Source organism: Streptomyces tailanensis, from assembly GCF_008386495.1.
Lineage (GTDB): Bacteria > Actinomycetota > Actinomycetes > Streptomycetales > Streptomycetaceae > Streptomyces > Streptomyces tailanensis.
Genome location: NZ_VTHJ01000002.1, coordinates 76,511 through 99,680 on the forward strand (window position 1 = coordinate 76,511; position 23,170 = coordinate 99,680).

Annotated in this window: 21 protein-coding genes; 14 read left to right on the top strand and 7 right to left on the bottom strand. The window is 70.9% G+C overall.

The annotated features are described in order from the left end of the window. Window positions 1–73: 73 nt before the first annotated feature. The 5 genes from F3T56_RS02255 to F3T56_RS02275 all read left to right on the top strand — a co-directional run bounded on the left by F3T56_RS02255 (window position 74) and on the right by F3T56_RS02275 (window position 4,044). Window positions 74–628 (top strand): DUF5134 domain-containing protein, encoded by a 555-nt coding sequence (locus tag F3T56_RS02255; protein ID WP_149822951.1) that lies wholly within the window; start codon window positions 74–76, stop codon window positions 626–628. A gap of 101 nt (window positions 629–729) precedes the next feature. Further along, entirely contained in the window at window positions 730–1,671 is a 942-nt protein-coding gene (locus F3T56_RS02260; protein WP_149822952.1) for a M56 family metallopeptidase, read from the top strand. Window positions 1,672–1,805: 134 nt separating this feature from the next. Continuing rightward, window positions 1,806–2,489, top strand: a complete 684-nt coding sequence (locus F3T56_RS02265) for a phosphatase PAP2 family protein (RefSeq protein WP_149822953.1) — start codon at window positions 1,806–1,808, stop codon at window positions 2,487–2,489. Between the two features lie 33 nt (window positions 2,490–2,522). Beyond that, complete coding sequence (locus tag F3T56_RS02270; protein WP_149822954.1) at window positions 2,523–3,221, top strand: HAD family hydrolase; 699 nt, start codon at window positions 2,523–2,525, stop codon at window positions 3,219–3,221. A 172-nt stretch (window positions 3,222–3,393) separates the two neighbouring features. After that, on the top strand, window positions 3,394–4,044 hold the full coding sequence (locus F3T56_RS02275; RefSeq protein WP_149822955.1) for a TetR/AcrR family transcriptional regulator: 651 nt from the start codon (window positions 3,394–3,396) through the stop codon (window positions 4,042–4,044). Window positions 4,045–4,061: 17 nt separating this feature from the next. Here the strand turns inward: F3T56_RS02275 and F3T56_RS02280 are convergent, their stop codons facing one another. Beyond that, window positions 4,062–5,573 carry an LVIVD repeat-containing protein gene (locus F3T56_RS02280; RefSeq protein ID WP_149822956.1) on the bottom strand — a complete coding sequence of 504 codons (1,512 nt, stop codon included), beginning with the start codon at window positions 5,571–5,573 and terminating at the stop codon, window positions 4,062–4,064. A 155-nt stretch (window positions 5,574–5,728) separates the two neighbouring features. Between F3T56_RS02280 and F3T56_RS02285 the strand changes: the two genes are divergently transcribed. Further along, window positions 5,729–6,433, top strand: a complete 705-nt coding sequence (locus F3T56_RS02285; RefSeq protein ID WP_149822957.1) for a DUF305 domain-containing protein — start codon at window positions 5,729–5,731, stop codon at window positions 6,431–6,433. A gap of 15 nt (window positions 6,434–6,448) precedes the next feature. Here the strand turns inward: F3T56_RS02285 and F3T56_RS02290 are convergent, their stop codons facing one another. Further along, the gene (locus F3T56_RS02290) at window positions 6,449–6,934 is read right to left on the bottom strand and encodes a DUF6214 family protein (RefSeq protein ID WP_149822958.1); all 486 of its coding nucleotides are present in this window, start codon (window positions 6,932–6,934) and stop codon (window positions 6,449–6,451) included. Between the two features lie 227 nt (window positions 6,935–7,161). On the opposite strand from F3T56_RS02290, the gene F3T56_RS02295 reads away from it, so the two are divergent. Beyond that, entirely contained in the window at window positions 7,162–8,514 is a 1,353-nt protein-coding gene (locus F3T56_RS02295) for an FAD-dependent oxidoreductase (protein WP_149822959.1), read from the top strand. Between the two features lie 130 nt (window positions 8,515–8,644). Then, window positions 8,645–10,024: a nucleobase:cation symporter-2 family protein gene (locus tag F3T56_RS02300; protein WP_246203337.1), complete on the top strand. Its 1,380-nt coding sequence runs from the start codon at window positions 8,645–8,647 to the stop codon at window positions 10,022–10,024. Here F3T56_RS02300 and F3T56_RS02305 read toward each other — a convergent pair. From F3T56_RS02305 to F3T56_RS02315, 3 genes are all read right to left on the bottom strand, one after another. Then, a complete protein-coding gene (locus tag F3T56_RS02305) occupies window positions 9,960–11,258 on the bottom strand; it encodes an SGNH/GDSL hydrolase family protein (protein WP_149823183.1) in 1,299 nt (432 codons plus the stop codon). The genes F3T56_RS02300 and F3T56_RS02305 overlap by 65 nt on opposite strands. A 184-nt stretch (window positions 11,259–11,442) precedes the next feature. Beyond that, entirely contained in the window at window positions 11,443–12,780 is a 1,338-nt protein-coding gene (locus tag F3T56_RS02310; protein WP_149822960.1) for an extracellular catalytic domain type 1 short-chain-length polyhydroxyalkanoate depolymerase, read from the bottom strand. A gap of 25 nt (window positions 12,781–12,805) precedes the next feature. Next, complete coding sequence (locus F3T56_RS02315; protein ID WP_246203339.1) at window positions 12,806–13,903, bottom strand: glycoside hydrolase family 62 protein; 1,098 nt, start codon at window positions 13,901–13,903, stop codon at window positions 12,806–12,808. A 409-nt stretch (window positions 13,904–14,312) separates the two neighbouring features. On the opposite strand from F3T56_RS02315, the gene F3T56_RS02320 reads away from it, so the two are divergent. Both F3T56_RS02320 and F3T56_RS02325 read left to right on the top strand, forming a co-directional pair. Beyond that, window positions 14,313–15,290, top strand: coding sequence for a pectate lyase family protein (locus F3T56_RS02320; RefSeq protein WP_149823185.1), 978 nt, complete (start codon window positions 14,313–14,315; stop codon window positions 15,288–15,290). A 47-nt stretch (window positions 15,291–15,337) separates the two neighbouring features. After that, window positions 15,338–16,120 (top strand): pectate lyase, encoded by a 783-nt coding sequence (locus tag F3T56_RS02325; protein ID WP_149822961.1) that lies wholly within the window; start codon window positions 15,338–15,340, stop codon window positions 16,118–16,120. A 125-nt stretch (window positions 16,121–16,245) separates the two neighbouring features. On the opposite strand, the gene F3T56_RS02330 is transcribed toward F3T56_RS02325, so the two are convergent. Further along, window positions 16,246–16,827: an Rv1733c family protein gene (locus F3T56_RS02330; protein WP_149822962.1), complete on the bottom strand. Its 582-nt coding sequence runs from the start codon at window positions 16,825–16,827 to the stop codon at window positions 16,246–16,248. 237 nt (window positions 16,828–17,064) lie between these two features. Between F3T56_RS02330 and F3T56_RS02335 the strand changes: the two genes are divergently transcribed. The 4 genes from F3T56_RS02335 to F3T56_RS02350 all read left to right on the top strand — a co-directional run bounded on the left by F3T56_RS02335 (window position 17,065) and on the right by F3T56_RS02350 (window position 21,143). Further along, the gene (locus F3T56_RS02335) at window positions 17,065–18,159 is read left to right on the top strand and encodes a WD40/YVTN/BNR-like repeat-containing protein (protein WP_149822963.1); all 1,095 of its coding nucleotides are present in this window, start codon (window positions 17,065–17,067) and stop codon (window positions 18,157–18,159) included. A gap of 199 nt (window positions 18,160–18,358) precedes the next feature. Then, window positions 18,359–19,036 (top strand): uracil-DNA glycosylase, encoded by a 678-nt coding sequence (locus tag F3T56_RS02340; RefSeq protein WP_149822964.1) that lies wholly within the window; start codon window positions 18,359–18,361, stop codon window positions 19,034–19,036. Further along, complete coding sequence (locus tag F3T56_RS02345; RefSeq protein ID WP_149822965.1) at window positions 19,033–20,016, top strand: N-acetylglucosamine kinase; 984 nt, start codon at window positions 19,033–19,035, stop codon at window positions 20,014–20,016. The genes F3T56_RS02340 and F3T56_RS02345 overlap by 4 nt, the downstream gene beginning before the upstream one ends. A 203-nt stretch (window positions 20,017–20,219) precedes the next feature. Next, window positions 20,220–21,143 carry a sirohydrochlorin chelatase gene (locus tag F3T56_RS02350; RefSeq protein ID WP_149822966.1) on the top strand — a complete coding sequence of 308 codons (924 nt, stop codon included), beginning with the start codon at window positions 20,220–20,222 and terminating at the stop codon, window positions 21,141–21,143. A gap of 240 nt (window positions 21,144–21,383) precedes the next feature. Here the strand turns inward: F3T56_RS02350 and F3T56_RS02355 are convergent, their stop codons facing one another. Beyond that, window positions 21,384–23,096: an FUSC family protein gene (locus F3T56_RS02355; RefSeq protein WP_246203340.1), complete on the bottom strand. Its 1,713-nt coding sequence runs from the start codon at window positions 23,094–23,096 to the stop codon at window positions 21,384–21,386. Window positions 23,097–23,170 lie beyond the last annotated feature (74 nt).

The following is a 23,170-nucleotide window of genomic DNA, read 5'->3' on the forward strand; positions in this document are numbered from 1 at the left end:
TACGCCCTTGCGCTCGTATGCGCACCATCCCGCACGGGCATGCCCTGACCGACGTCGAGCCTGGAGGTGCGCGGTGCACGGACCGGCTTCGCTCGGCTGGCTGCTGGTCGCGCTGTGCGCGCTGACCGGGGGCTACTGCCTGCTGCGGATGCGCAGCGCCGTCGAGGAGCGGCGCCGGGCCGCGGGCGGTGAGGCGTTGATGGGCTTCGGCATGGCCGTGATGGCCGTGCCGGCCGCGGCCGTGGCACCGCCGCGCTGGGCCTGGCTCGCGTACGCGGCGGTGTTCGGGGTGGTAGCCGTGCGCACCCTCTGGGCCTCCCGTACCGGCCCGCACCATCTGCACCATCTGGTGGGCGCGCTCGCGATGGTCTACATGGCCGCGGTGATGGCAGTCTCGCCCGGAGGCGGTCACGGCGGGGCGGGGCTGCCCCTCCTCACCGGGGTTCTGCTGCTGTACTTCGCCGGCTATGTGCTGTGGGCGGGTGTCCGGCTGATCCCGGTACCGGCCGCGGTCGATGCCCGGGTTCCGGCACCACGGGTCACCGGCTGGGGTGACCGCCCGGAACTGGCACGGGCCTGCCGACTCTCCATGGGCATCGGGATGTTCGCCATGCTGCTCATGGTCTGACCGCTGTACGGACTGTCAACCGCCGTACGAAACCGTGGTCTGCGTCACTTCCGCGTCGCCGCCCATGTCGCCGTGCCCTGCCCCGCTCATAGGCTGCGCCCATGATGGTCCCCGCGGCGTTGTTGCTGCTCGGCGCCCTGACCGCCGTCGTCGCCCCGCGGGTGCTGGCCCGGGCCGACTGGGCGGACCGTGAACCGGTGGTCGCGCTGTGGGTGTGGCAGTGCGTTGTGGCGGCCGTACTGCTGTGCTGTGTGCTGTCGATGGCCCTGAGCGCCGCCGCGGCCTGGGCGGAGGTGCGCGGGCGGTTGTTCGCGCCCGCGCCGAGTGGGGTCGTGGAGGCGTACGCGCTGGGCACGGGCGCTTCGTGGGCCGCGATCACGGCGGTGGTGCTGGCGTGCGGGGGGCTGTGGACGGGGACGATGCTGGTTCGTGAGATCGTCCGGGCCCGTAGGCGCCGCCATCGGCGCCGGGCCGAACTCCTGCTCCGCGCCCCGCTGTTGCCCGGTGAGGAGCAGGGGGCCGACCGGCTCGTGGTGGTGGAGGGAGAGCGGCCGGACGCCTGGTGGCTGGCGGGGGCGGCGCCCCGACTGGTCATCACCACGGCCGCGTTGCGCCGGCTGAAGGGACGGCAGGTGGACGCGGTGGTCGCGCATGAGCAGGGGCACGCGCGGGCGCGGCACGACTGGCTGCTGCACTGCTCGGCGGCGCTGGCGGGCGGCTTCCCCCGGGTGCCGGTGTTCGCCGCGTTCCGCGACGAGATGCACCGCCTGGTCGAACTCGCCGCCGACGACATGGCCTCCCGCCGCCACGGCCGCCTCACGACCGCCCTCGCGCTCGTCGGGCTCAACGAGGACCGCGGGGTGTTCGGGCCCTGCTCGGCGCCGGAGGCCCATGTGCCGCACCGCGTCCACCGGTTGCTCGCTCCCCCGGAACGTCTCACTCCGGTGCGACGGCTGCGGCTGACCGCGTGCGCCGCGCTTGTACCGGTGGTGCCCGTGCTGGTGGCTTTCGTACCGGGGTTGCGGGCACTCGCCATGCCGTGACGCGGCAAAGAACGAACAAAGAACAGCCCAAGAACAACGTGCGGCGCCCGGTCTTTGCTCCGGTCGCGGCGCGTGACAGTGATCTCACACCCCGGCGTTGGCCTGACGCCCCAGAAATCGGCCAGGATCGCTGTATGCACTCCCCCACCGTCGACTCGCCGCCCCACCGCCCGTCGGCCGACCGCACCACGCGCGCCGCCGCGGCGTTCGCGGCGCCCACCGTCCTGCTGCTCGTCCTGGTCGCGCTCTCCTGGGGGCCGCTGATGTCGCTGGACGAGACCATCGCGGACACCACACACAGATGGGCCGTCGACGAAACGGGCATCACGCACGCGTTCCGTATCCTGACCGACTGGGTGTGGGACCCGGTGACGATGCGTCTCCTCGCCGCGGCCGCCGCGATCTGGTTGGTGTGGCGGTACAGAGCATGGTGGCTCGCCATCTGGCTGGCGGTCACCTGCACGGTGGGCACGGCCTTGCAACAGGGGCTGAAGGCCGCCGTCGGCCGGGAGCGGCCCGCGTGGCCCGACCCCGTCGACTCCGCCCACTACGCCGCGTTCCCCTCCGGCCACGCCATGACGACCACGGTGGTCTGCGGTCTGCTGCTCTATCTCCTCCACCTGTACGGCGCCGGACAGACCCTCGTGCGTACGGTGCTGGCGGTGTCCGCGGTCTCCGTCGTGGGCGTGGGCCTGACCCGGGTCTGGCTGGGCGTGCACTGGGCGTCCGACGTGGTCGGCGGCTGGCTGCTGGGCCTGCTGACGGTCGCGCTGGCGGTGCTCGCGCACGAGAAGTGGCGTGTCCCGGCGCGCACTTGACCGGGTACGGGACGGGCGCGAAGGATTGCCGCCATGACGATCAAAGGCGTGCTGTTCGACTTCTCCGGAACGCTCTTTCGTGTCGAGTCCACCGAGTCCTGGCTGCGCGCGGTGCTCACGGACGCAGGTCTCGCCCTTCCTGAGCCGGAGCTGCTCCGGACCGCCGAGGCCCTGGAGCGGGCGGGCGCGCTGCCCGGCGGGGCGTTCCCGGTGGAGCCGCCGACCGGCGGGCCGGGTGAGCTGTGGGCGGTCCGGGACCGGAGCGCCGAGCACCACCGGGCCGCGTACACGGGGCTCTCGCGTCGGGTGCCACTTCCCGACCCGGTGCTCCACGACGCGCTGTACGACCGCCATATGACGCCGCCCGCGTGGAGCCCGTACCCGGACGCGGCCGACGTCCTCGCCGCCCTGCGGGAACGCGGGGTAGCCATCGGCGTGGTGAGCAACATCGGCTGGGACCTGCGCCCGATCTTCCGCGCCCATGGCCTCGACCCGTACGTGGCCGCGTACGTCCTGTCGTACGAGCACGGCATCCAGAAGCCGGACCCCCGGCTGTTCACCCTCGCCTGCGAGGCGCTCGGCGTCGACGCGCGGGACACGCTGATGGTCGGTGACGACCGGCGCGCCGACGGCGGCGCGGCGGCCCTGGGGTGCGGGGTGCACTTCGTGGACCATCTGCCGGCGGCGGAGCGGCCGGACGGGCTGCGGCCGGTGCTCGACCTGATCGGCTGAGGCACCGTCACCGTCGGCCGACATGCCGTCCGTCACCCACCGCTGGACGTCCGTCCCGGACCGTCCCCCGTGCGGCCCGGGACGAACAGCGGCCCGGGAGGGGCACGCTGGGTGGCCGCCCGGGAGCGCTGAGTATAGTTGGCTGGCAGCCAGTCAACGCAGGAGTTACAGGATGTCCCCGCGCAGCGCCTCGGTCAATGAAGAGTTGCGTCGCCGTTCGCGGGAGCGACTGCTGCAGGCCGCGGTCGAGTTGGTGGACGAGCGGGGCTACGAGGCCACGACGCTCGGGGACATCGCGGACCGCGCCGGATCCGCGCGCGGGCTGGTGTCGTACTACTTCCCCGGCAAGCGCCAGCTCGTCCAGTCGGCGGTGCACCGGCTGATGCACCGGACGCTGGAGGAGGCGCTGGAGCGCGAGCCGCGCAGCGAGGACGGGCGGGAGCCGATGGCGCGGGCCGTCGACGCGATCCTGGAACTGGCCCGGGCCCGGCCGGTGCTGATGCGCCAGCACATGGCGGGGATGCTGCAGAACCCGGCGGGGCTCGTGCAATGTCCCGAGCAGCAGCGGCTGGGGGCCCTGCTGCGGGACACGGTGAGCCGGCACGGCTCCACGGACCCGGAGGCCGACTACCCGCTGCTGCGCGCCCTGTTGATGGGCGCGGTGTACGCGATGGTGCTGCCGAACGGGCCGCTGCCGATCACCACGCTGCGGGCCGAGCTGTTCCGGCGCTACGGACTCGACTGGGAGTCGGGCGTCCCGCCGGCCCCCGAAGGGCCCGGCGGGACGTGCGACAGGGATCTGTCGCGGTTCTTCGCGACCTGACTCGCCGTTCTGGCCGACTACCAGCCGAAGCCGAAGTAGTCGGGCTGCGTCTGCACGTTGAGCTCACGCATGTGGACCCACTTGGCCGGGTCCGTGCGCCGGTCACTGAGCTTCAGTACGTCGAAGCCCTTCGCCATGTCGTTCGAGTAGATGTAGCCGTTGTAGTAGTACGCCGACCAGGCACCGCCACCGACGAGAGTGTCGGTGGAGATCGGACCGCGTTCGAAGTAGGCGATCTCCTTGGGCTTCGAGGAGTTGGTGAAGTCCCAGACCGAGACACCGCCCTGGTACCAGGCCTGGACCATGATGTCCTTGCCCAGGACCGGGATCAGCGAGCCGTTGTGGGCGACGCAGTTCTCGGTCTCCGCCTGGTGGCGGGGGATCTTGAAGTAGCTCTTGAAGACGAGCTTGCGGTGGTCGCCCTTGCCGACGATCTCGTAGATGCCGTCGGCGCCGCGGTTCGGCCCGATCTCCGCGTTGCAGGTGGCCGCGTTGCCGCCGCCCAACTCATCGGTGAAGACGACCTTGTTCGCCTTCTGGTTGAAGGTCGCCGAGTGCCAGAACGCGAAGTTCACGTTGTCCTGGACCTGGTCGATGACCTTCGGGTGCTCCGGGTCCTTGATGGAGAACAGGATGCCGTCACCCATGCAGGCACCGGCCGCCAGGTCCTTCGACGGCAGCACCGTGATGTCGTGGCAGCCCGTCGTCTTGGAGACACCGGGGTTCGTGGGCGAACCAGGGTTGCCGCCGCCGTCCGCGCCCTCACCGGGGAAGAGGACCGGGAAGCTCACCACGGCCGCCTTCTGAGGGGACTTGCGCGGCACCTTGATGACCGAGATGCCGTCGTGCGGCGGCTGGCAGTCGGGGAACGAGGCGCTCGGCGAGTACGAGGAGACGTACACGTAGACGTATCTGCGCTCGGGCACCAGCGTGTGGGTGTGCGAGCCGCAGGCGGTCTCGACGGCGGCGACGTACTTCGGGTTCCGCTTGTCGCTGATGTCGAAGATCTTCATGCCCTCCCACGACGACTTCTCGTTCGCGGGCTGCGTGGTGCTGTTGCAGGAGCTGTCGCTGCGCGAGGAGTCGGTGGACAGGAAGAGCAGATCGCCGGAGACGGATATGTCGTTCTGCGAGCCCGGGCAGAGCACCTGGGCGACCGTCTTCGGGGCCTTGGGGTTGCTGATGTCGAAGATACGGAAGCCGTCGTAGTTGCCGGCGAAGGCGTACCTGCCCTGGAAGGCGAGGTCCGAGTTGGTGCCGGGCAGCGCGTCCTTCGGGATGTTCGTGACGTGCTGGATGTTGTCGGAATGGACGATCTCGTCCTGGCCGGGTATGTCGCCGACGGCTATCGCCGCCCGCGTCTTGGCGGCGTCGCTCTTGGAGACCTCCTCCCGTGCGGCGGGCGAGTCCCCGGGGTCGGGGGTCGCGGCCGCCGGTGCGGCCGTGAGCAGCGCGGCCAGGAGTCCGGCCGCCGTCGCGGCGACTCCTAAACGTCTGCGTCGCGTCCGAGGATTGTTCAACAGGGTCACTGTGTCCTCCCGTGTAGCCGTTCGCAGTTGAACGGTTCAGCCACCTCCGAAGTATCGTCTTCATCATGCACAGAACAACAGACGGCAATGCATTTGTAACGTACAAATTTGATCACGGACGCCTGAAACCGTGTTAGTAACTTTCGTCAACACTCATGAGGTGTACGTCCGTTCCTGTGCCCCAGGAGGTCACTGTGCTCGTTCGCCACACGTTCCGCACACCGCTGGTCACGGCCTCACTGACGACCGCGCTTCTCCTGCTCACGGGGTGCGATTCGGGATCGGGATCGGACCCCGACGGCGATTCCGCTAAAGCCTCCGGACCCGCGGTGATTGCCCCCGGGAAACCCGGTGAGGCGGCCCGGACCCTCTCCCCCGAAGAGGCCGAGAAACAGCGCGCCGAGGACGATTCACCGAACTCGGCGGACTTCACCTACGCCCGCATGATGATCGAGCACCACACCCAGGCCCTGGACATGACCGAACTCGCCCCCGAGCGGGCGGCGTCGACCCGGGTGAAGCGGATCGCCGAGCGGATCTCGGCCGCCCAGGAGCCCGAGATCAAGGCCATGGAGAGCTGGCTGAAGAACAACGACGGGGTGAAACAGGGCACTTCGCACGACCACGCGGAGATGCCCGGCATGGCGAGCGAGGCCCAGCTGAAGGAACTCGGCACCCTCGAAGGGGAGTCGTTCGACCAGCTCTTCCTGAAGCTGATGATCACCCATCACGAAGGAGCGGTCACCATGGCCACGGATGTGAAGGCACAGGGCAACAACATCCTGATCGAGGAGATGGCCGACGACGTGATCGCCCAGCAGACGACCGAGATCAGCCGGATGCGCGACCTCGTGAAGTAACCACCGGGCGTGGGCTCAGCGCCGGGTGTGGCGGGGTGTCAGCAGGCCCGCGTCCCGTGCCCCGGCGATCAGCCTGAGCGACTGGCGGCGGCTGTGCCCGGTCGCGCACATCACCGCGAGCACCGGGTCGTGGCCCGACCGCTGCGCCGCCAGATACTCCTCGGCCACCAGCCGCCGCCCCTCCACACCGTGCGGCCACACGGGCCTGGCCCGGCGCGCGGGCCAGGGCCCCGACGGGCGCTCGTACGGCAACGCGCCGACCGGTGGCTCGGGCGCCGCGCCGCACGCCTCGAAGAGCGGGCCCTCGATCCAGTCGGCGAGCTCCGCGAGGTCGTCGAGGGACAGCGGCGGCTGGGCCCGTACGTCCTCCAGGGACAGGCGCCCCTCGGACACCACGGCGAGCATCTCGACCCTGGCCCCGTCCGGGAAACTCAGCCGGGCGGTGAACCAGGCCGTGACACCGCCGGCTTCCTTTACCTCCCACGCAGGCCGCACGGACACCGCGCCGTCCTGACAGTGGCGATCAGAAAGATTAAGAAAGAAAGCTTCCATCACATACGCAACGTAAGCGAATGATCACATCCGCTCTGCCCAGCCACGCGCCGGGGGCGCGCCCGGTACCCCGACGGCGCAGCGCCACCCTCCGCGCCTGAAGCTCCCCTCCCCCGGCACGCCTCGCGGTGCGATCCTTGAGACATCAGCGATCTCCTCGCGTAAGGAGCTCCGCCGTGCTGAGTGTCGCCGTCATCGGTTCGGGCCCGAGCGGGTGCTACACCGCCCAGACCCTCGTCCAGCAGGATCCCGACGTGCGCATCGACGTTCTGGACCGGTTGCCGTGCCCGTACGGCCTGGTGCGTTACGGCGTGGCGCCGGACCACGAGAAGATCAAGTCGCTGCAGAACAATCTGCGCACCGTGCTGGAGCACGAACGCGTCCGCTTCCTCGGCGGCGTCCCGGTAGGCCCCGGGGGCGTGCCGGTGGCCCGGCTGCGGGAGCTGTACCACGCGGTCGTGTACTGCGTGGGCGCCGCCACCGACCGCCGGCTGGGCATCCCGGGCGAGGAGCTGCGCGGCAGCTGGTCGGCGACCGAGTTCGTCTCCTGGTACAGCGCGCACCCGGACGCCGTCGGCTGTGCTTTCGACAGGACGGCCCTCAGCGCCCGGTCCGCGGTGGTGATCGGCGTCGGCAACGTCGCGGTGGACGTGACCCGCATGCTGGCGCGCGGCGCGACCGAGCTGAGCCCCACCGACATGCCCCAGGCCGCCCTCACCTCGCTCGCCGCCAGCGAGGTCACCCACATCCACATGGTGGGCCGCCGCGGCCCCTCCCAGGCCCGCTTCACCACCAAGGAGCTCCGCGAGCTGAGCACCCTCCCGGACACCCGGGTCACCGTCAACCCGGCGGAGCTGGAGTTGGACACCGCGTACGTGGATCCCGCCGCGCTCCCCGCCGCACAACGCCGCAACGTGGAGGTCCTGCGCGGCTGGGCCACCGCCCCACCCGCCGAGGGCCGCCACCGCATCCGCCTGCGCTTCTTCCTCCGCCCCGTCGAACTCCTCGCCGACGGTGACCGCGTCTGCGGAGTCCGCCTGGAACGCACGGCACCGGACGGCCACGGTGGGGTGACCGGTACCGGCCGGTACGAGGAGATCGAGGCCCAGCTGGTCCTGCGTTCGGTCGGCTACCGCGGCGTACCGCTCGAAGGCCTCCCCTTCGACCCCGGCCACGGCACGGTGCCGCACCTCGCCGGGCGAGTACTGCGCGACGGCACGGCAGCACCGGGCGAGTACGTGGCCGGCTGGATCAAGCGGGGCCCGACAGGTGTCATCGGCACCAACCGCCCGTGCGCGAAGGAAACGGTGACGTCACTGCTGGAGGACGCCTCCGAGCTCGTACGACGGGAGGTGCCGGACGATCCGCTGGCGGCACTGAGGGCGGAGGGCTGCACACCGGTCGAGTGGTCGGGATGGCAGGCGATCGAGAGGGCGGAGGCAGCGCTGGGCGCGTCGCTGGGCAGGGGCGTGGTGAAACTCCCGGACTGGGAGTCCCTGATGACCGCCGCGAACGGGAGCGCCCCGTAGGGGCGCGGGGCTGTGTCGATATGCGGCTCCGCCGCGCGGGCGCGACCAGCCCCCACCACCCGTACCTGGCACACAAACCGGCAACACCCCAGAAATCAACAAACTGTGCAATGCCTCTATGGTCTCGCCCATGGCATCCACCACCCACCCGGTCGACGAAGTACCTCCCCTACGCCAACTAGCCGCTTTCGGCCTCCAACACGTCCTGGCCATGTACGCCGGCGCGGTCGCCGTCCCCCTGATCGTCGGCGGCGCGATGCGGCTCCCGCCGGAGGACCTCGCTTACCTGATCACCGCCGACCTCCTGATCTGCGGCATCGCGACCCTCATCCAGTGCGTCGGCGTATGGCGGTTCGGCGTCCGGCTCCCGATCATGCAGGGCTGCACCTTCGCGGCGGTATCCCCGATGGTGCTGATCGGCACGGAAGGCGGCGGCCTCCCGGCAATCTACGGCTCGGTGATCGTGGCCGGACTGGCGATCATGCTGCTGGCGCCGGTCTTCGGCCGACTGCTCCGCTTCTTCCCGCCCCTCGTCACCGGCACCGTCATCCTGATCATCGGCCTCTCCCTGCTGCCGGTGGCCGGCAACTGGGCGGCCGGCGGCGTGGGCGCCAAGGACTTCGGTGCGCCGAAGAACCTGGCACTCGCGGCCTTCGTCCTCCTGGTCGTGCTCGGCGTGCAGCGCTTCGCCCCGGTCTTCCTCAGCCGTGTCGCGGTGCTGATCGGCATCGTCGTGGGGCTCGCGGTCGCGGTGCCGTTCGGATTCACGGACTTCGGCGGGGTGAAGGAGGCCGACTGGCTGGGCATCAGCACGCCGTTCCACTTCGGGGCGCCCACGTTCGAGGTCTCGGCGATCGTGTCCATGCTGGTGGTGGCCCTGGTCACCATGACGGAGACGACCGGTGACCTGATCGCCGTCGGCGAGATGACCGACCGCGAGGTGAAGCCGCGCTCCCTCGCCGACGGACTGCGCGCCGACGGGTTCTCCACGGTCCTGGGCGGTGTGTTCAACACCTTCCCGTACACGGCGTACGCGCAGAACGTGGGCCTGGTCGGCATGACCCGCGTCCGCAGCCGCTGGGTCGTCGCGGCGGCCGGCGGGATCCTCGTCCTGCTCGGGCTGCTGCCCAAGCTGGGCGCGGTGGTCGCGGCGATCCCGGCACCGGTGCTCGGCGGAGCGGGGCTGGTGATGTTCGGTACGGTCGCCGCGAGCGGACTGCGCACGCTGGCGCGGGTCGACTTCCAGGGCAACGGCAACCTGACGATCGTGGCCGTCTCGGTGGCCGTCGGCATGCTGCCGGTCGGGGTGCCGACGGCCTACGAGAAGTTCCCGGACTGGTTCCAGACGGTGATGAACAGCGGCATCAGCGCGGGCTGTCTGACGGCGATCGTGCTGAACCTGCTCTTCAACCACCTTCCGGCGAAGGCCGGTTCGCTTCCGTCGCTCACTTCCGCCCGAGCAGGCGCAGGGGAACCGACTGGGCCAGCACCCGGTAGCCCTCGGGGTTGAGGTGCAGCCAGTCGCCGTCGTGGAGGGTCGGGAGGAGGCGGCTCGGGTGGTCGGGGTCGCGGACCGCGCGGTCGAAGTCGATGACGGCGTCGAAGCGGCCGCTGGTGCGGATCCAGGTATTGACCGCCTGCCGTGCCGCCTCGCGGTGCCCGGCCGCGTCGTCGTAAGGGGTGTTGCCGTCGAATGGCAGCAGGGTCGCTCCGTAGACGTCGATGCCCTGGGCGTGCGCGCGGACGACGATCTGCTCGTAGGCGGCGATGAGGTCGGCGGTGACGCGCTGTTGCGCGGCAGGGGTGGCCTCGGCCGTGCCGATGTCGTTGATGCCCTCGAAGACGATCAGCTGTTCCACAGCACTGTGGGCGAGGATGTCGCGGTCCAGTCGGGCGAGGGCGCCCGGGCCCAGGCCGTCATTGAGGACGCGGTTGCCTCCGGCCGCCTGGTTCACCACCGCGATGTTCCTGGTGCCGGGTTTCTGCTGGAGGCGGTCGAAGAGCTGGTCGGGCCAGCGGTTGTTGCCGTTGGTGGTGGAGCCCCGACCATCGGTGAGCGAGTCACCGAGGACGGCGACCGCGGTCGTGGCGGGCCGGGAGAGCACCTCGACATCGCTGAGCAGATACCAGTGGTTGGTGGAGGTCGCGCCGGGAAGGTCCTCGGCCCGGGTGTGGTCGCCGTGCCGGAGGTAGGAGGTGGTGCGGGAGCCCGGGTGCGAGGTGAGGGCGAGGGAGGCCTGGCCCTCGGCGAGATACGCCGTCACGGTCAGGTTGGAGCCCGGTGCCAGGGTGAAGTCCAGGGGGTCCGAGACCACTTGGGCGCCGACGGGCACGCTCGTGGACTCCCGCCCGCTGAACGTCACCGTCCGGGTGGTGCCCGGCTCTATCGCCCCGACCCCGGCCTGCCCGCCCAGCGGGAGCGCCACGGTCACCGCGGTCAGCGGCAGCGCGGTGCCGCCGAAGGCATTGGAGAAGCGCAGCCGGACGCGGTCGCCGCCGGTGGTCACGCGCACGGTCTGCCGCAGGGTGGTGTCGACGAGTACGGCCCGGTCACCGGTGAACGGCGCGGGCGGCATGTTCCCGGACTCGGTGAGCTGGGGCATCGCGGACCAGGTGTTCACCCAGTGCCGGGCGGACGCCGCCGCGTCGCCGGCCCCGGCGTCGCGCTGCGGGCTCCCCACGAGGGCCACCACGGCGGACGAGGTCACCACGAGGGCCAGAGCGAGGACACAGACGGCGATCAGGTGGGCGAGGGACCCCCTTCTCGACGCCTCGGACGGCTGCGGGCTGCTGGACAACTCCACGAGCGGGGACCTTTCTCGGGCATGCGGAACATGAACGGGAGCCGGAGGCGCGGAACATGAACGGAGCCGGGCGCACGCCGGGTGGCGCGCGCCCGGAGGGGCGGTCAGGACGTGGCAGGACGCGTCAAGCGGTCGTACACGCGGTCCCGTTGAGGGCGTACGCCGTCGGTACCGCGCTGTTGCCGGTGTGGCTCGCCTGGTAGCCGACGCTGACGCTCGCGCCAGGCGCGATGGCGGCGTTGTACGAGACGTTGGTCGCGGTCACAGCGCCGCTGGTCGGGCTGTACGTGGCGCCCCAGCCGTTGGTGATGGTCTGTCCGGCGGGCAGGGTGAACGCCAGCCGCCAGCCGTTGATCGCCGTCGTACTGGTGTTGGTGATGGTCACCGAGGCGGTGAGGCCGGTGTTCCAGGTGTTGGGGGTGACGGTCACCTTGCAGGGGCCCGCCGGGGGTTGCGGCGCGGGACCGGACGAGTTGTTGAGGCCGAAGAAGGTGAGGACGCGCTCGCCCATGCCCCAGGCGTACAGGTTGTGGCCGGTGCCCTGGAGACTGACGGCCTCGACCAGGGCGCGGTCACCGGTGCCGCCGTAGCGGGTGCGGGTCCAGTTGGACTGGGGCGAGTCGGTGGTGGTCGGCGTCTGGCTGACACCGTGGACGTTGGTCCACTGCTTGATCTCCTCGCCGAAGTTCGGGTAGCGCAGGACGTCGTCCTCGGTGCCGTGCCACAGCTGCATGCGCGGCCGGGCTCCGGTGTAGCCGGGGTAGGCGCCCCGGACGAGGTCGCCCCAGGCCTGCGGGGTGCGGATGATGATGCCGCCCGCGCAGTCGCTGTTCCACTCGGAGCCGTTGGTGGTGGCGAAGCAGGCGAAGGGCACGCCCGCGAACGCGGCGCCGGCGGCGAACACGTCGGGGTAGTCGCCGAGCAGGACGTTGGTCATCATCGCGCCGGAGGAGATGCCGGTGACGAAGATCCGGTCGGTGTCGGCGTCGTAGGTACGGACGGTCCAGTCGACCATGGACTTGATGCCCACCGGGTCGCTGCCGCCGCCGCGGCGCAGCGCCTGCGGGGAGGCGACATCGAAGCACTTGCTGCTGCGGGTGACGGACGGGTACACGACGATGTAGCCGTATTTGTCGGCGAGTTGGGCGTACTCGGTGCCGTTGTACATGGCGGGCCCGGAGCCGGTGCAGTAGTGCACGGCCACGAGGATCGCCGGGTTGGCGGTGACGCTCTCCGGTACGTACAGGTACATCTGCAGGTTGCTGGGGTTCTCGCCGAAGCCGGTGATCTCGGTGAGCGCCGCCCGGGGTGCGGCCTCGGCCCTCGCGTCCGGAGCTGCCGCGGCCGCGGCCGTGGGCGCGGTGAGGAGCGTGGCGGCGAGCAGCGGCACCAGTGCTCCGAGGAGCGCGACGAGTAACGCACGCAGCGGTCTCCGCGCGGTGGTGTGGGGGGTGACGGACACGTCGTCGTACCTTCCTGTGACGGGTTCAGCAGGAGGAGTTGGTCTGGGTGAGCAGGCCCAGCCGCCAGGGGAGTTGGGAGTAGTCGCCGCTCGACGCGGGGTCCATGCCCTGGTACAGGTAGCGCAGCCGGCACGGGTTGATCTTCTGGGTCTGGTCGACGCCGTCGCGGATCAGGTCGCCGTGGCTGAAGTCCACGGTCCAGGCGGGTTGTCCGGCCTCGAAGGTCACGTTGGTGGAACGGATGAAGGGATCGGCCTCGGTCTCCGCGAGAGGCGTCCACGTACCGCCCAGGCTGTCGGCGGTCCAGGCGCGGAAATAGCGCCGCCAGTCGGACTTCGTGGCGAGCGCCTCGACGAGCATCAGGTACGTGCCGCTGTCGCCGATCCGGTAGACGTTGCTCGCCTCGAACAGGTCGAAGCGGTTGGGCTCGGAGAGCACGATCGCGGTGTCCCGGAAGCCGTTCGGGAACTCGCCGAGGGTGGTGCGGGAGCGGTACTGGTGACCGTTGCCGTCGGAGAAGAACAGATAGCAGTCGGTCGTGTCGCGGATCGTCCAGAAGTCCAACCAGGCGCCGTTGCCCTTGTTCTCGGTGACGATGGGCGGCTCGCTGTCGAAGAAGTACCTCGGCGCGCTCCAACTGCCCGGATCGGCGGGGTTGTTCGAGGTGGAGTACGACGGCGGACCGGTCTGGTAGACCATGTACCAGAGCTTCTGGGGCGCGAAGTAGAACACCTGGGGCGCGGCGGCGTACCGGTTGCCGATGTTCGGGTTGGTGCCGAGGAACGTCTGGGGTGCGGCCGCCGCGTCGGACCAGTCGGCGAAGCTGGTGTGCGCCAGGCTCCACGCGCCCGCCGTGTCGGCGGTGGTCGCGTAGACGTGCCACCGGTCGCCGTATCGGAAGACCGTGGGGTCCTTGATCGAGACGATCGGGTGCGTGGCGTCCGGCTTGGGGGAGATCAGCGGGCCGGTCGAGGACCAGCTGAACGAGCCGGGCAGTGGGCCCGCGCCGCCGGTACGGGAGGCGTCGGCGGCCGCCGGGCCGGGGGCCAGCGAGGTCAGGCCGACGGCCAGTAACGCCAGGACCAGTCCGCTGATGAACGTACGCATGCGTGGAGTCGCCATCGACTCACCCCTCTCGGAAGGGAAGCGCTCGGCGAGCATCGTGGCATGCACATGGCCGCCCTGGAAGCGCTCCCACGCGTCGAAAGAATTCGCTCGCGCCGACCGCCAGGGGTGCCTGTCCCGACCCGCGAAGGGTGGCCGCTCCCCCACCAGGGGTGACGGAATGCGTTTTGCGCAAAGCGTTGACTAGAAAGCGCTTGCCCTCTACGTTCCGTTCAGCAGTGTGAACCAGCTGCGCACTACTCCGCGTGTGGGCCGACACGCGCCAGAACCCAATCAGCCTGGGGTTGCACACCTTCCGGGACACCGAGGGCTCCACTTCCTCGAGCCCCGCCGCTCACACAAATCAATATGGCGAACGCTGTTCATGTACATGACCCATAAGCTCTTCCTGAAGGGACGCACCCGCATGCGTACCGTCCCCCCACGTACACAGGCGCAAAGATCAGTCAGGGTGGCCGCCGCGGCCGCCCTGGCGGCGGCCGCCGTCCTCGCCCTGCCGCAGTCCGCGGGAGCCGCGGAGACCGCGCCGATCGGCTACGGCGCCGGGACAACCGGTGGCGGCAGCGCCACCCCGGTCACGGTCTCGACACTCGCCGCCTTCAAGACCGCCGTCACGGGTGACACGGCCAAGGTCGTCCGCGTCAGCGGACTGATCTCGCTGAGCGGTCAGGTCGACATCGGCTCCAACACCACGGTGCTGGGCGTGGGTTCGTCGTCCGGGTTCACCGGTGGCGGCCTGCGGATCAAGGAGGCGACCAACGTCGTCGTCCGCAACCTGAACATCAGCAAGCCGGTCGCACCCGCCGACGGCGTCACCGTCCAGGAGTCCACGAAGGTCTGGATCGACCACAACTCCTTCTCGGCGGACCGTGATCACGACAAGGACTACTACGACGGGCTGCTGGACATCAACCACGGCTCGGACTACGTGACGGTGTCCTGGAACACCTTCAAGGACCACTTCAAGGGATCGCTCGTCGGCCACAGCGACAACAACGCCTCCGAGGACACCGGTCACCTGAAGGTGACGTACCACCACAACCACTTCGGCAACGTGTACTCGCGCATCCCCAGTCTGCGCTTCGGCACCGGGCACTTTTACAACAACTACGTGGACGGCGCCGACACCGCCTGCCACTCGCGCATGGGCGCTCAGATGCTCGTGGAGAACAACGTCTTCCGCAACACGAAGATCGCGGTCACCACGAACCGCAGCAGTGACGTGGACGGCTACGCGAATCTGCGCGGCAACGACCTCGGCGGAGCCGCCACCGAGGTCTCCCAGGTGGGGTCGTTCACCACCCCGCCGTACGGCTACACCGCGGAGTCCGCCTCGTCCGTCGTCGCCTCGGTGACGTCGGGTGCGGGCGCCGGGAAACTCTGAGAACCCTCCAACCCCCCATCCGCTCGGACAACAGAAGGAATCGGGACATGACTTCTGCAGCACGTCCACGCGCGCATGCACGCGCGATGACCGGGACGGTGGCCGCCTTCGGTCTCTCATTTGGCATGATCATGACCAGCGGCGCCACTCCGGCGAACGCCGCCACCTGGCCGACGCCCACCAACAGCCAGCCGGTGAGCTCCACCATCTCGGTGTCCGGCACCAGGGACGGCGGCATGGTGCGCTACTACGGCAGCGGCGACCTGGCCGGTGACGGCCAGGAAGAGGGCCAGGACCCGATCTTCAAGCTCGCGGCCGGCGCCACGCTGAAGAACGTCATCATCGGCGCGCCCGGCGCCGACGGCATCCACTGCGAGGGCAACTGCACCCTGCAGAACGTGTGGTGGGAGGACGTCGGCGAGGACGCGGCGACCTTCCGCGGCGGCTCCACCTACACGGTGACCGGCGGCGGCGCGAAGAAGGCGGCGGACAAGGTCTTCCAGCACAACGGGCCGGGGACCCTGAACATCTCCAACTTCGCCGTCAGCGACTTCAAGACGCTGTACCGCTCCTGCGGCGACTGCTCCACGCAGTACACGCGCAAGGTGAACCTCAACAACATCGAGGTGACGGGGACCGGCTCCACCGCACGGCTCGTCGGCATCAACGTCAACCGGGGCGACGTGGCGACACTGCGCAGGATCACGATCCTCAACGACAGCGGCCGCAAGGTCATCCCGTGCCAGAAGTACAACAACAACACGGCGGTCGGTACGGGCCCCGACAGCACCAACTGCCTGTACTCCACGTCGGACATCACCTACAGGTGAGACCGCTCATCACCCACCGGTGAGTCCACTCCCGGCGGCCGGACGGAGCCTCCCCCCACGGGCCTCGTCCGGCCGTCGGACGTTCAGCCGGTGCCGTGCAGTCGAGGGCCCGGCCGGTGGGCCGTTCACCAGGTCTTGCGCTCCCACAGCGGGCCGATCAGGGCCCACTCCTCGTCCCACTGGTCCATCCGCCGCCGCTCCAGGCGGCCGCGTACGAGCCTGCCGCCCACGTAGGGCACGGCCGCGACGCACACGCCCGCCAGACCGCCGACGAGCGCGGCGCGCAACTGGGCCTGGGACTCGCCGGCGGGCTTGGTGACCAGGCGGCCCTCGGTGTCCGTCCAGACGGTGACCTGGGTGCCCATCAGGGTGGCGGGCTCGACCCGGGCCTGGCCCTGGCGCTCGGAGCCGTCCGGTGCCGTCCAACGCACCTTCGCCCACACCTTCTCGGCCCCCGGTCCACTCGTGGCGGACGGCTCGGGCGCGTCCTGGGTGAGGAGCGCGGCGGTGGAGCGCCACTCCGCACGCTGCCGGGCGAGACCGGACTCGACGGACTCCGCCGACAGCAGTCCGGCGATCACCCCTCCGCACACGGTCAGGGCCCAGGCGGCCAGCACCACCCAGGACTCCAGCCGGTCGCTGCGCCGTTTGAGCGGGTTGCGCCGCCATCGCCACAACCACACCTTCGGACCACGGAATGCCACCATCGGGGGCACCCTCCCTCACGCACGCAGGACAGCCGGACCTCTCTCCCATACGGCGGCGCTCCCCGCACTGCTCATGCGACGTGGGTCACGCCGCCCGGCCCCGGCTCCCGCGCCGACCGCCGATTCCTCGCTCACATGCCTGCTGACCTGCGGTGACAGTGTCTCGACGGGTGACTGTCAGTGGTGGGGTGCAGACTGGCCCGTGACTGAGACGACGACGTCCCGGAGGTGGTCGGCATGACCGAGGTACTGCTCACCGTAGGCACCCGCAAAGGGCTGTTCATCGGGCGGCGGCGAGGCGGCGCCGGGGGTGCCTGGGAGTTCGACGAGCGCCCCTACTTCAACGCGCAGGCTGTGTACGCGGTCGCCATCGACACCCGCACGGACACGCCCCGGCTGCTGGTCGGCGGCGACAGCACACACTGGGGTCCGTCCGTGTTCCACTCCGACGACCTGGGCCGCACCTGGACCGAGCCGGCGCAGCCCGCGGTCAAGTTCCCGAAGGACACCGGCGCCTCCCTGGAGCGGGTGTGGCAGCTGCACCCGTCGGCCGCCGAGCCGGACGTGGTGTACGCGGGCACGGAGCCGGCCGCGCTGTACCGCTCCGAGGACCGCGGCGAGACCTTCGAGCTGGTACGACCGCTGTGGGAGCACCCGACCCGCGACAAGTGGTTCCCGGGCGGTGGCGGGGAGGGGCTGCACACCATCCTCACCGACCGGCGGGACCCGCGCGCGGTGACGGTCGCCGTCTCCGCCGCCGGCGTGTTCCGCACCGAGGACGGCGGCGCGAGCTGGTCGCCCTCCAACTCCGGTGTCTCCGCGGTGTTCCTGCCGGACCCCGACCCGGAGTTCGGCCAGTGCGTGCACAAGGTCGCCCGGGACGCGGTGACCCCCGACCGGCTGTACCTCCAGAACCACTGGGGTGTCTACCGCAGCGACGACGCGGGCGCGCACTGGACCGACATCGGCGAGGGCCTGCCGTCCACCTTCGGGTTCGCCGCGGTCGCCCATCCGCGGCGCGGGGACACCGCGTATGTGTTCCCGATCAACGCGGACTCCGACCGGGTCCCGGCCGACCACCGCTGTCGCGTCTTCCGCACGGCGGACGCGGGCAAGAGCTGGGAGCCGCTCTCGGCGGGGCTGCCGACGGAGGACCACTACGGCACGGTGCTGCGCGACGCGATGTGCACGGACGGCGCGGATCCGGCGGGGGTGTACTTCGGCAACCGCAACGGCGAGGTGTACGCGTCGGCCGACGACGGCGACAGCTGGCGGCAGTTGGTGTCGCATCTGCCGGACGTGCTGTGCGTGCGCGCGGCGGTCATCGGCTGAGGCGGACGGGAAAGCGTGGACATGAACGGGGGATTCTCGTCACGCGGGTCACGCGGGTCACGCGGGTCGTTCGGTGAGCACCGGTGCCGACCGCCAAGTCGGCCCGGAGTTCGCCCTGTTCGGCAACGAAACGGTCAACGCCGGTCACCCGCCGACCACCGGTTGATCGTCACCGCCGTTACGGCAGTAGGGTGACGCCGTGGCACCACGACCGTTGCACGAAATCGTCGAACCGGGCTGGGCGAAAGCTCTGGAGCCCGTGGCCGGAAGGATCGCCGAGATGGGCGACTTCCTGCGCGCGGAGATCGCCGCGGGGCGCACCTATCTCCCGGCCGGCCCGAACGTCCTACGGGCCTTCCAGCAGGCCTTCGACGACGTCCGCGTCCTCATCGTCGGCCAGGACCCGTATCCGACACCGGGGCACGCGGTGGGGCTGTCCTTCTCGGTCGCTCCGGAGGTACGACCGCTGCCGGGCAGCCTGATCAACATCTACCGGGAGCTCAACAACGACCTGGGCCTCCCCCACCCGTCCAACGGCGACTTGACCCCTTGGGCCCAGCAGGGCGTACTGCTGCTCAACAGGGCGCTCACCACGGCCCCGCGCAAGCCCGCCGCGCACCGCGGCAAGGGCTGGGAGGAGGTCACCGAGCAGGCGATACGGGCGCTGGCCGCGCGCGGGCGCCCACTGGTGTCCATCCTGTGGGGCCGCGACGCCCGCAATCTCCGCCCTCTCCTCGGAGACCTCCCGTCCATCGAGTCCGCCCATCCCTCCCCCATGTCGGCCGACCGCGGCTTCTTCGGTTCCCGCCCCTTCAGCCGAGCCAACGACCTCCTGACCCGGCAGGGCGGCACTCCCGTGGACTGGCGCCTGCCATGACCGGCGGCGGCGACGGGCGTTCCGTCGTGCTCGCCGTGGACTCCGGTGGCTCCGGGGTGCGCGTGGCGGTGGCCGTGGGTGGTGAGGTGCTCGGGGAGCCGCTCGCGTCACAGGAGCCGGTGCGGACCGGGGTGCGGGGCATCGATGCCGGGCATCTGATGGAGCAACTGCTGCCCATGGCACGGCGGTTGATCGACGGCGCCGGGCTCGGCCGTCCCGTCGCGGTGGCCGTCGGGGCCGCTGGGTTCGCCTCGCTAGGGGAGCACCTGCGTGCCGAACTGCCCTCGGCGTTGGCGCGTGAACTGGGGGTGCGCCGTGTCGCGCTGGTGGCGGACGCGGTCACCGCGTACACCGGCGCGCTCGGCTCCCGGCCGGGGGCGGTGATCGCTGCCGGTACGGGGCTGATCGCGATCGGTACGGACCTGGAGAGCTGGCGTCGGGCGGACGGCTGGGGGCATCTGCTCGGGGACTGCGGCAGCGGGGCGTGGATCGGGCGGGCAGGGCTGGAGGCGGCGCTGCGGGCGCACGACGGGCGGAGCGGCGGTTCGGCCCGGCTGCTGGCGTGCGCCGAGGAGTCGTTCGGTCCGGTCGACGGACTGCCCGGGCGGCTCTACCCCAGACCCGACCGCCCGGCGGTGCTCGCCTCCTTCGCACCCGAGGTGGCCGCCTGCGCCGCCGACGACCCGGTGGCGGCCGACATCCTGCGCACGGCGGCCCGGCACATGGCCGACTCCGCGGCCGCCGTCTGTCCGGCCTCGGGCGAGCCCCGAGTGGCGCTCACCGGGGGCCTGTTCCAGCTGGGCGAGCCTCTCCTCGTACCGCTGGAGGCGGAGTTGGCGGAGCGGTTGCCGTACGCGCGGCGGGTGGCCGCGGAGGGGGATCCGCTGCGCGGTGCCGTGCGTATCGCGGCCGATCTGGCCATCGGCGAACTCCGGTTGCCGTACGACAAACATATGTTGTACGTGGTGGCCGAAACGTAGTACCTGAAATACGGAGCAAACCAGCCTGTCGGACAAGCACCACTGTGGGCGGCCAAGAACGCTGCTCAGCAGATAAATGCGGTATTGATCGGCCCTGATTGACCCTGATCGGCACGTAACTCATCAGACAAATCCGGACGGATACCGCTCACCTGCACCCTCCCCGAACAGGGGAACCCAAGAAGCCAGTAACATGCGGCGCCATGAGCTCCCCCACTGGGCCCGCGTCCGGCCTGCCAGTACGAATGCCGCGACCCCGTCAGCCGGGAAGGCATCGCCGCCCCGAGCCGCTGGCGGCTCCCGAGGGCGCGCCCGCGCTCGTCCTCGCGGTGCCCGGCACGCCCAGCGCCGCCACGCGCGGCCTCGCCGAGGAGGTCGTGAGCATCGCCCGCTCCGAGCTGCCCGGCCTCGACGCCCGCATCGCCTACGTCGATGGCGGCTCCGACGAGTTCCCCACGCTGCAGTCGGTGCTCACGTACGCCGCCGAGGAGCGCACCGCCCGTTTCGAGCAGGCACGCGCCGCCGGCCTGGACGTCAAGGAGCCCGACGGCCCCGTCGCCGTCGTCGTGCCCCTGCTGGCCGGTCCCGACAGCGCGACCCTGCGCCAGGTCCGCCAGGCCGTCATGGAGAGCAGGATCGCGGCCGAGCTGACCGATGTCCTCGGCCCGCACCCGCTGCTCGCCGAGGCGCTGCACGTGCGGCTGTCCGAGGCTGGTCTGGCGCGTGCCGACCGGGCCCGGCTGTTCACCGTGGCCACCGCCGCCGACGGCATCATCCTCGCCTCCGTGGGCGGCGAGGAGGCCGTGCAGGCGGCCGGGATCACGGGCATGCTGCTGGCCGCGCGCCTCGCCGTGCCGGTGATGGCCGCCGCGCTCGACCAGGACGGCTCGATCACCTCCGTGGCCGAGCAGCTGCGCTCCTCCGGCTCCCAGCAGCTCGCGCTCGCGCCGTACCTGATAGGGCCGGAGATCGACGCCGATCTGATCGAGGCGGCCGCGAAGGAGGCGGGCTGCTCCGCCGCCGAGGCGCTGGGCCCGTACCCGGCGATCGGCAAGCTGGCGCTCGGCAAGTACACGACGGCGCTCGGTATCTCGCCGCAGCAGCCGCAGGGCATGCCGGTTCGCTGACCGCATACGGCCGAGGGCCCGCTCCTTTCGTAGGAGCGGGCCCTTCCAGCACGGCCCTGCGGGCCGCTGAAAAGCACGGGGCGCAGCCCCGTCTTTTCAGGGGCGCGGGGAACCGCGCGAGCAACCAACGACAACCCGCACCCGCCATACAAACCCCACCCCCCGAGCTCTCACGCGAAGCGGGGCCGAAGGGGCAACTACCCCTGGGGACGGGAATGAGTAGGGGCGGGGGCGAAATCCTCAGGCCTGGGCGAAGGACGTGCCGCGTAGGGGGTGGGAGAGCGACGTCAGGGCCTGTTCCAGGCGGTGGAGGTGGGCCAGGGCCTGTTCGGCGCCGGGGTGGTGGGGCGGGGGCCCGGCGTCGGCTCCGGTGAGGTGTTCCGGGGACGCGCCCACCAGCGTGGCGACGGCCGACTCGACGCGGTGGCAAGCGGCCGTGAGGCGGGTGTCGTGGGAGGCGTCGGGATCGGCGGCCACGGCGGCGAGGCCGCGGGCTTCGCGGGCGCAGTCGTCGAGCAGGGCCAGCACCTGGCGGGCCCGTTCCTTGCGGGGGCGCAGCGGGTTGAGCGGGTGCACCAGGGGCGCGAGGGAGAGTCGTACGCGCCCCAGGAGCGCCTCCAGCTCGGCCACGCGCGGCGCGGGGTCCGCATCGGGGTCCCCGGCCAGGCGCCGGGCCGCTGTCGCGGTGCAGCCGTGGACCTCGTGCAGGGCACGTCGTACCCAGCGGTTGGTGACGGCGTCCGTGGTGACCGGCAGGATCAGCGCCACGGCGAGCCCGGCGCCGAGCGCGCCGACCCCGGTCTGGGCGAGCCGGAGGCCGAGAAGCGCCGGGGTCAGGACGCCGAGGAGACCGTAGAGCAGGCCCACCATGACGGTCACGCACAGCATCATCCAGCTGTAGGACAGGGCGGCCGTGTAGAAGATGCCGAACACGCACACGGCGATCAGTGCGGCGGTGGGGGCCGGAGCGCCTTGCAGGGGTACGGCGACCAGGAGTCCGACGAGGATGCCGGTGATCGTGCCGAGGAGGCGGCGGAAGCCGCGGACCAGGGTCTCGCCGCGTGATGTGGTGTTCACGAAGATCCACCAAGCCGTACCGACGGCCCAGTACCAGCGCTCCTGGGAGAGGACCTGGCCCGCGACCATCGCGAAGGCGCAGGCCGCGGTCGCCTGGAAGGCCTGGCGGGTGGTGGGGCGGGCTAGGGGGTGTCCTGAAAGTCCCGTGCGGTGCCCGCGCCCGCCGCGGGTGGGGGTCCCCCCGCTCGAGCGGAGCCGAGAGTGGGGGAGGCTGGTGTCACAGCCGGTGCGTGCCCTCGGCGTGCCGGACGAAGGCCCTCGATGGGGGTCCCCCCGCTCGAGCGAAGCCGAGAGTGGGGGAGCGTGCCGGGCGCCGCGGGTGCTGTGCGGGACTTTCACCACACCCCCTGGTCCGCGGCCGTCCTTCGGGGCGGGCGCGGCCGGCGGCGGGGTGCGCCGTTCGATGCACCAGGCGGCGAAGCGGACCGCCGAGGAGGCCATCAGCGAGAGGGTCATCGCCGTGTACAGGTCCGGCAGTTGTGCGGGGACGGCGTGCAGGAACTGGGTGACGAAGAACGTCATGAAGGCGAAGATGCCGAGCGCGTGGCCGCGCGGTCCCCAGCGGCGGGCGTACACACCGCAGAAGATGACCGCGAGCCAGGCGGCGTCGCGCAGGGCCGGCGTCTCGTGCAGCAGCGTCGCGAGGGCCAGGACCGGGAAACCCGCGGCGGGCAGCAGCGCGGTGGTGACCGCCTGGCCGCGCACGGTCGGGTCGGCGACCGTGAACAGGGCGAGGAGCGCCGCGAGTCCGCCCGTGATCGAGGCGGTCAGCGACAGCCCGGCCAGCTCCGACAGGGTCACCGCCAGCGCGATGCCGAACACCGCCCGCAGGGAGACCCGCAGCCGCAGCAGCCCCGGGTCCGGAGCCATGAACATCCTCTTCATCGCAGGCCGCCCGCCCCTCTCCCGTACAGATCCCGTGGTCGGACCCGTACAAATCCCGTACCGAT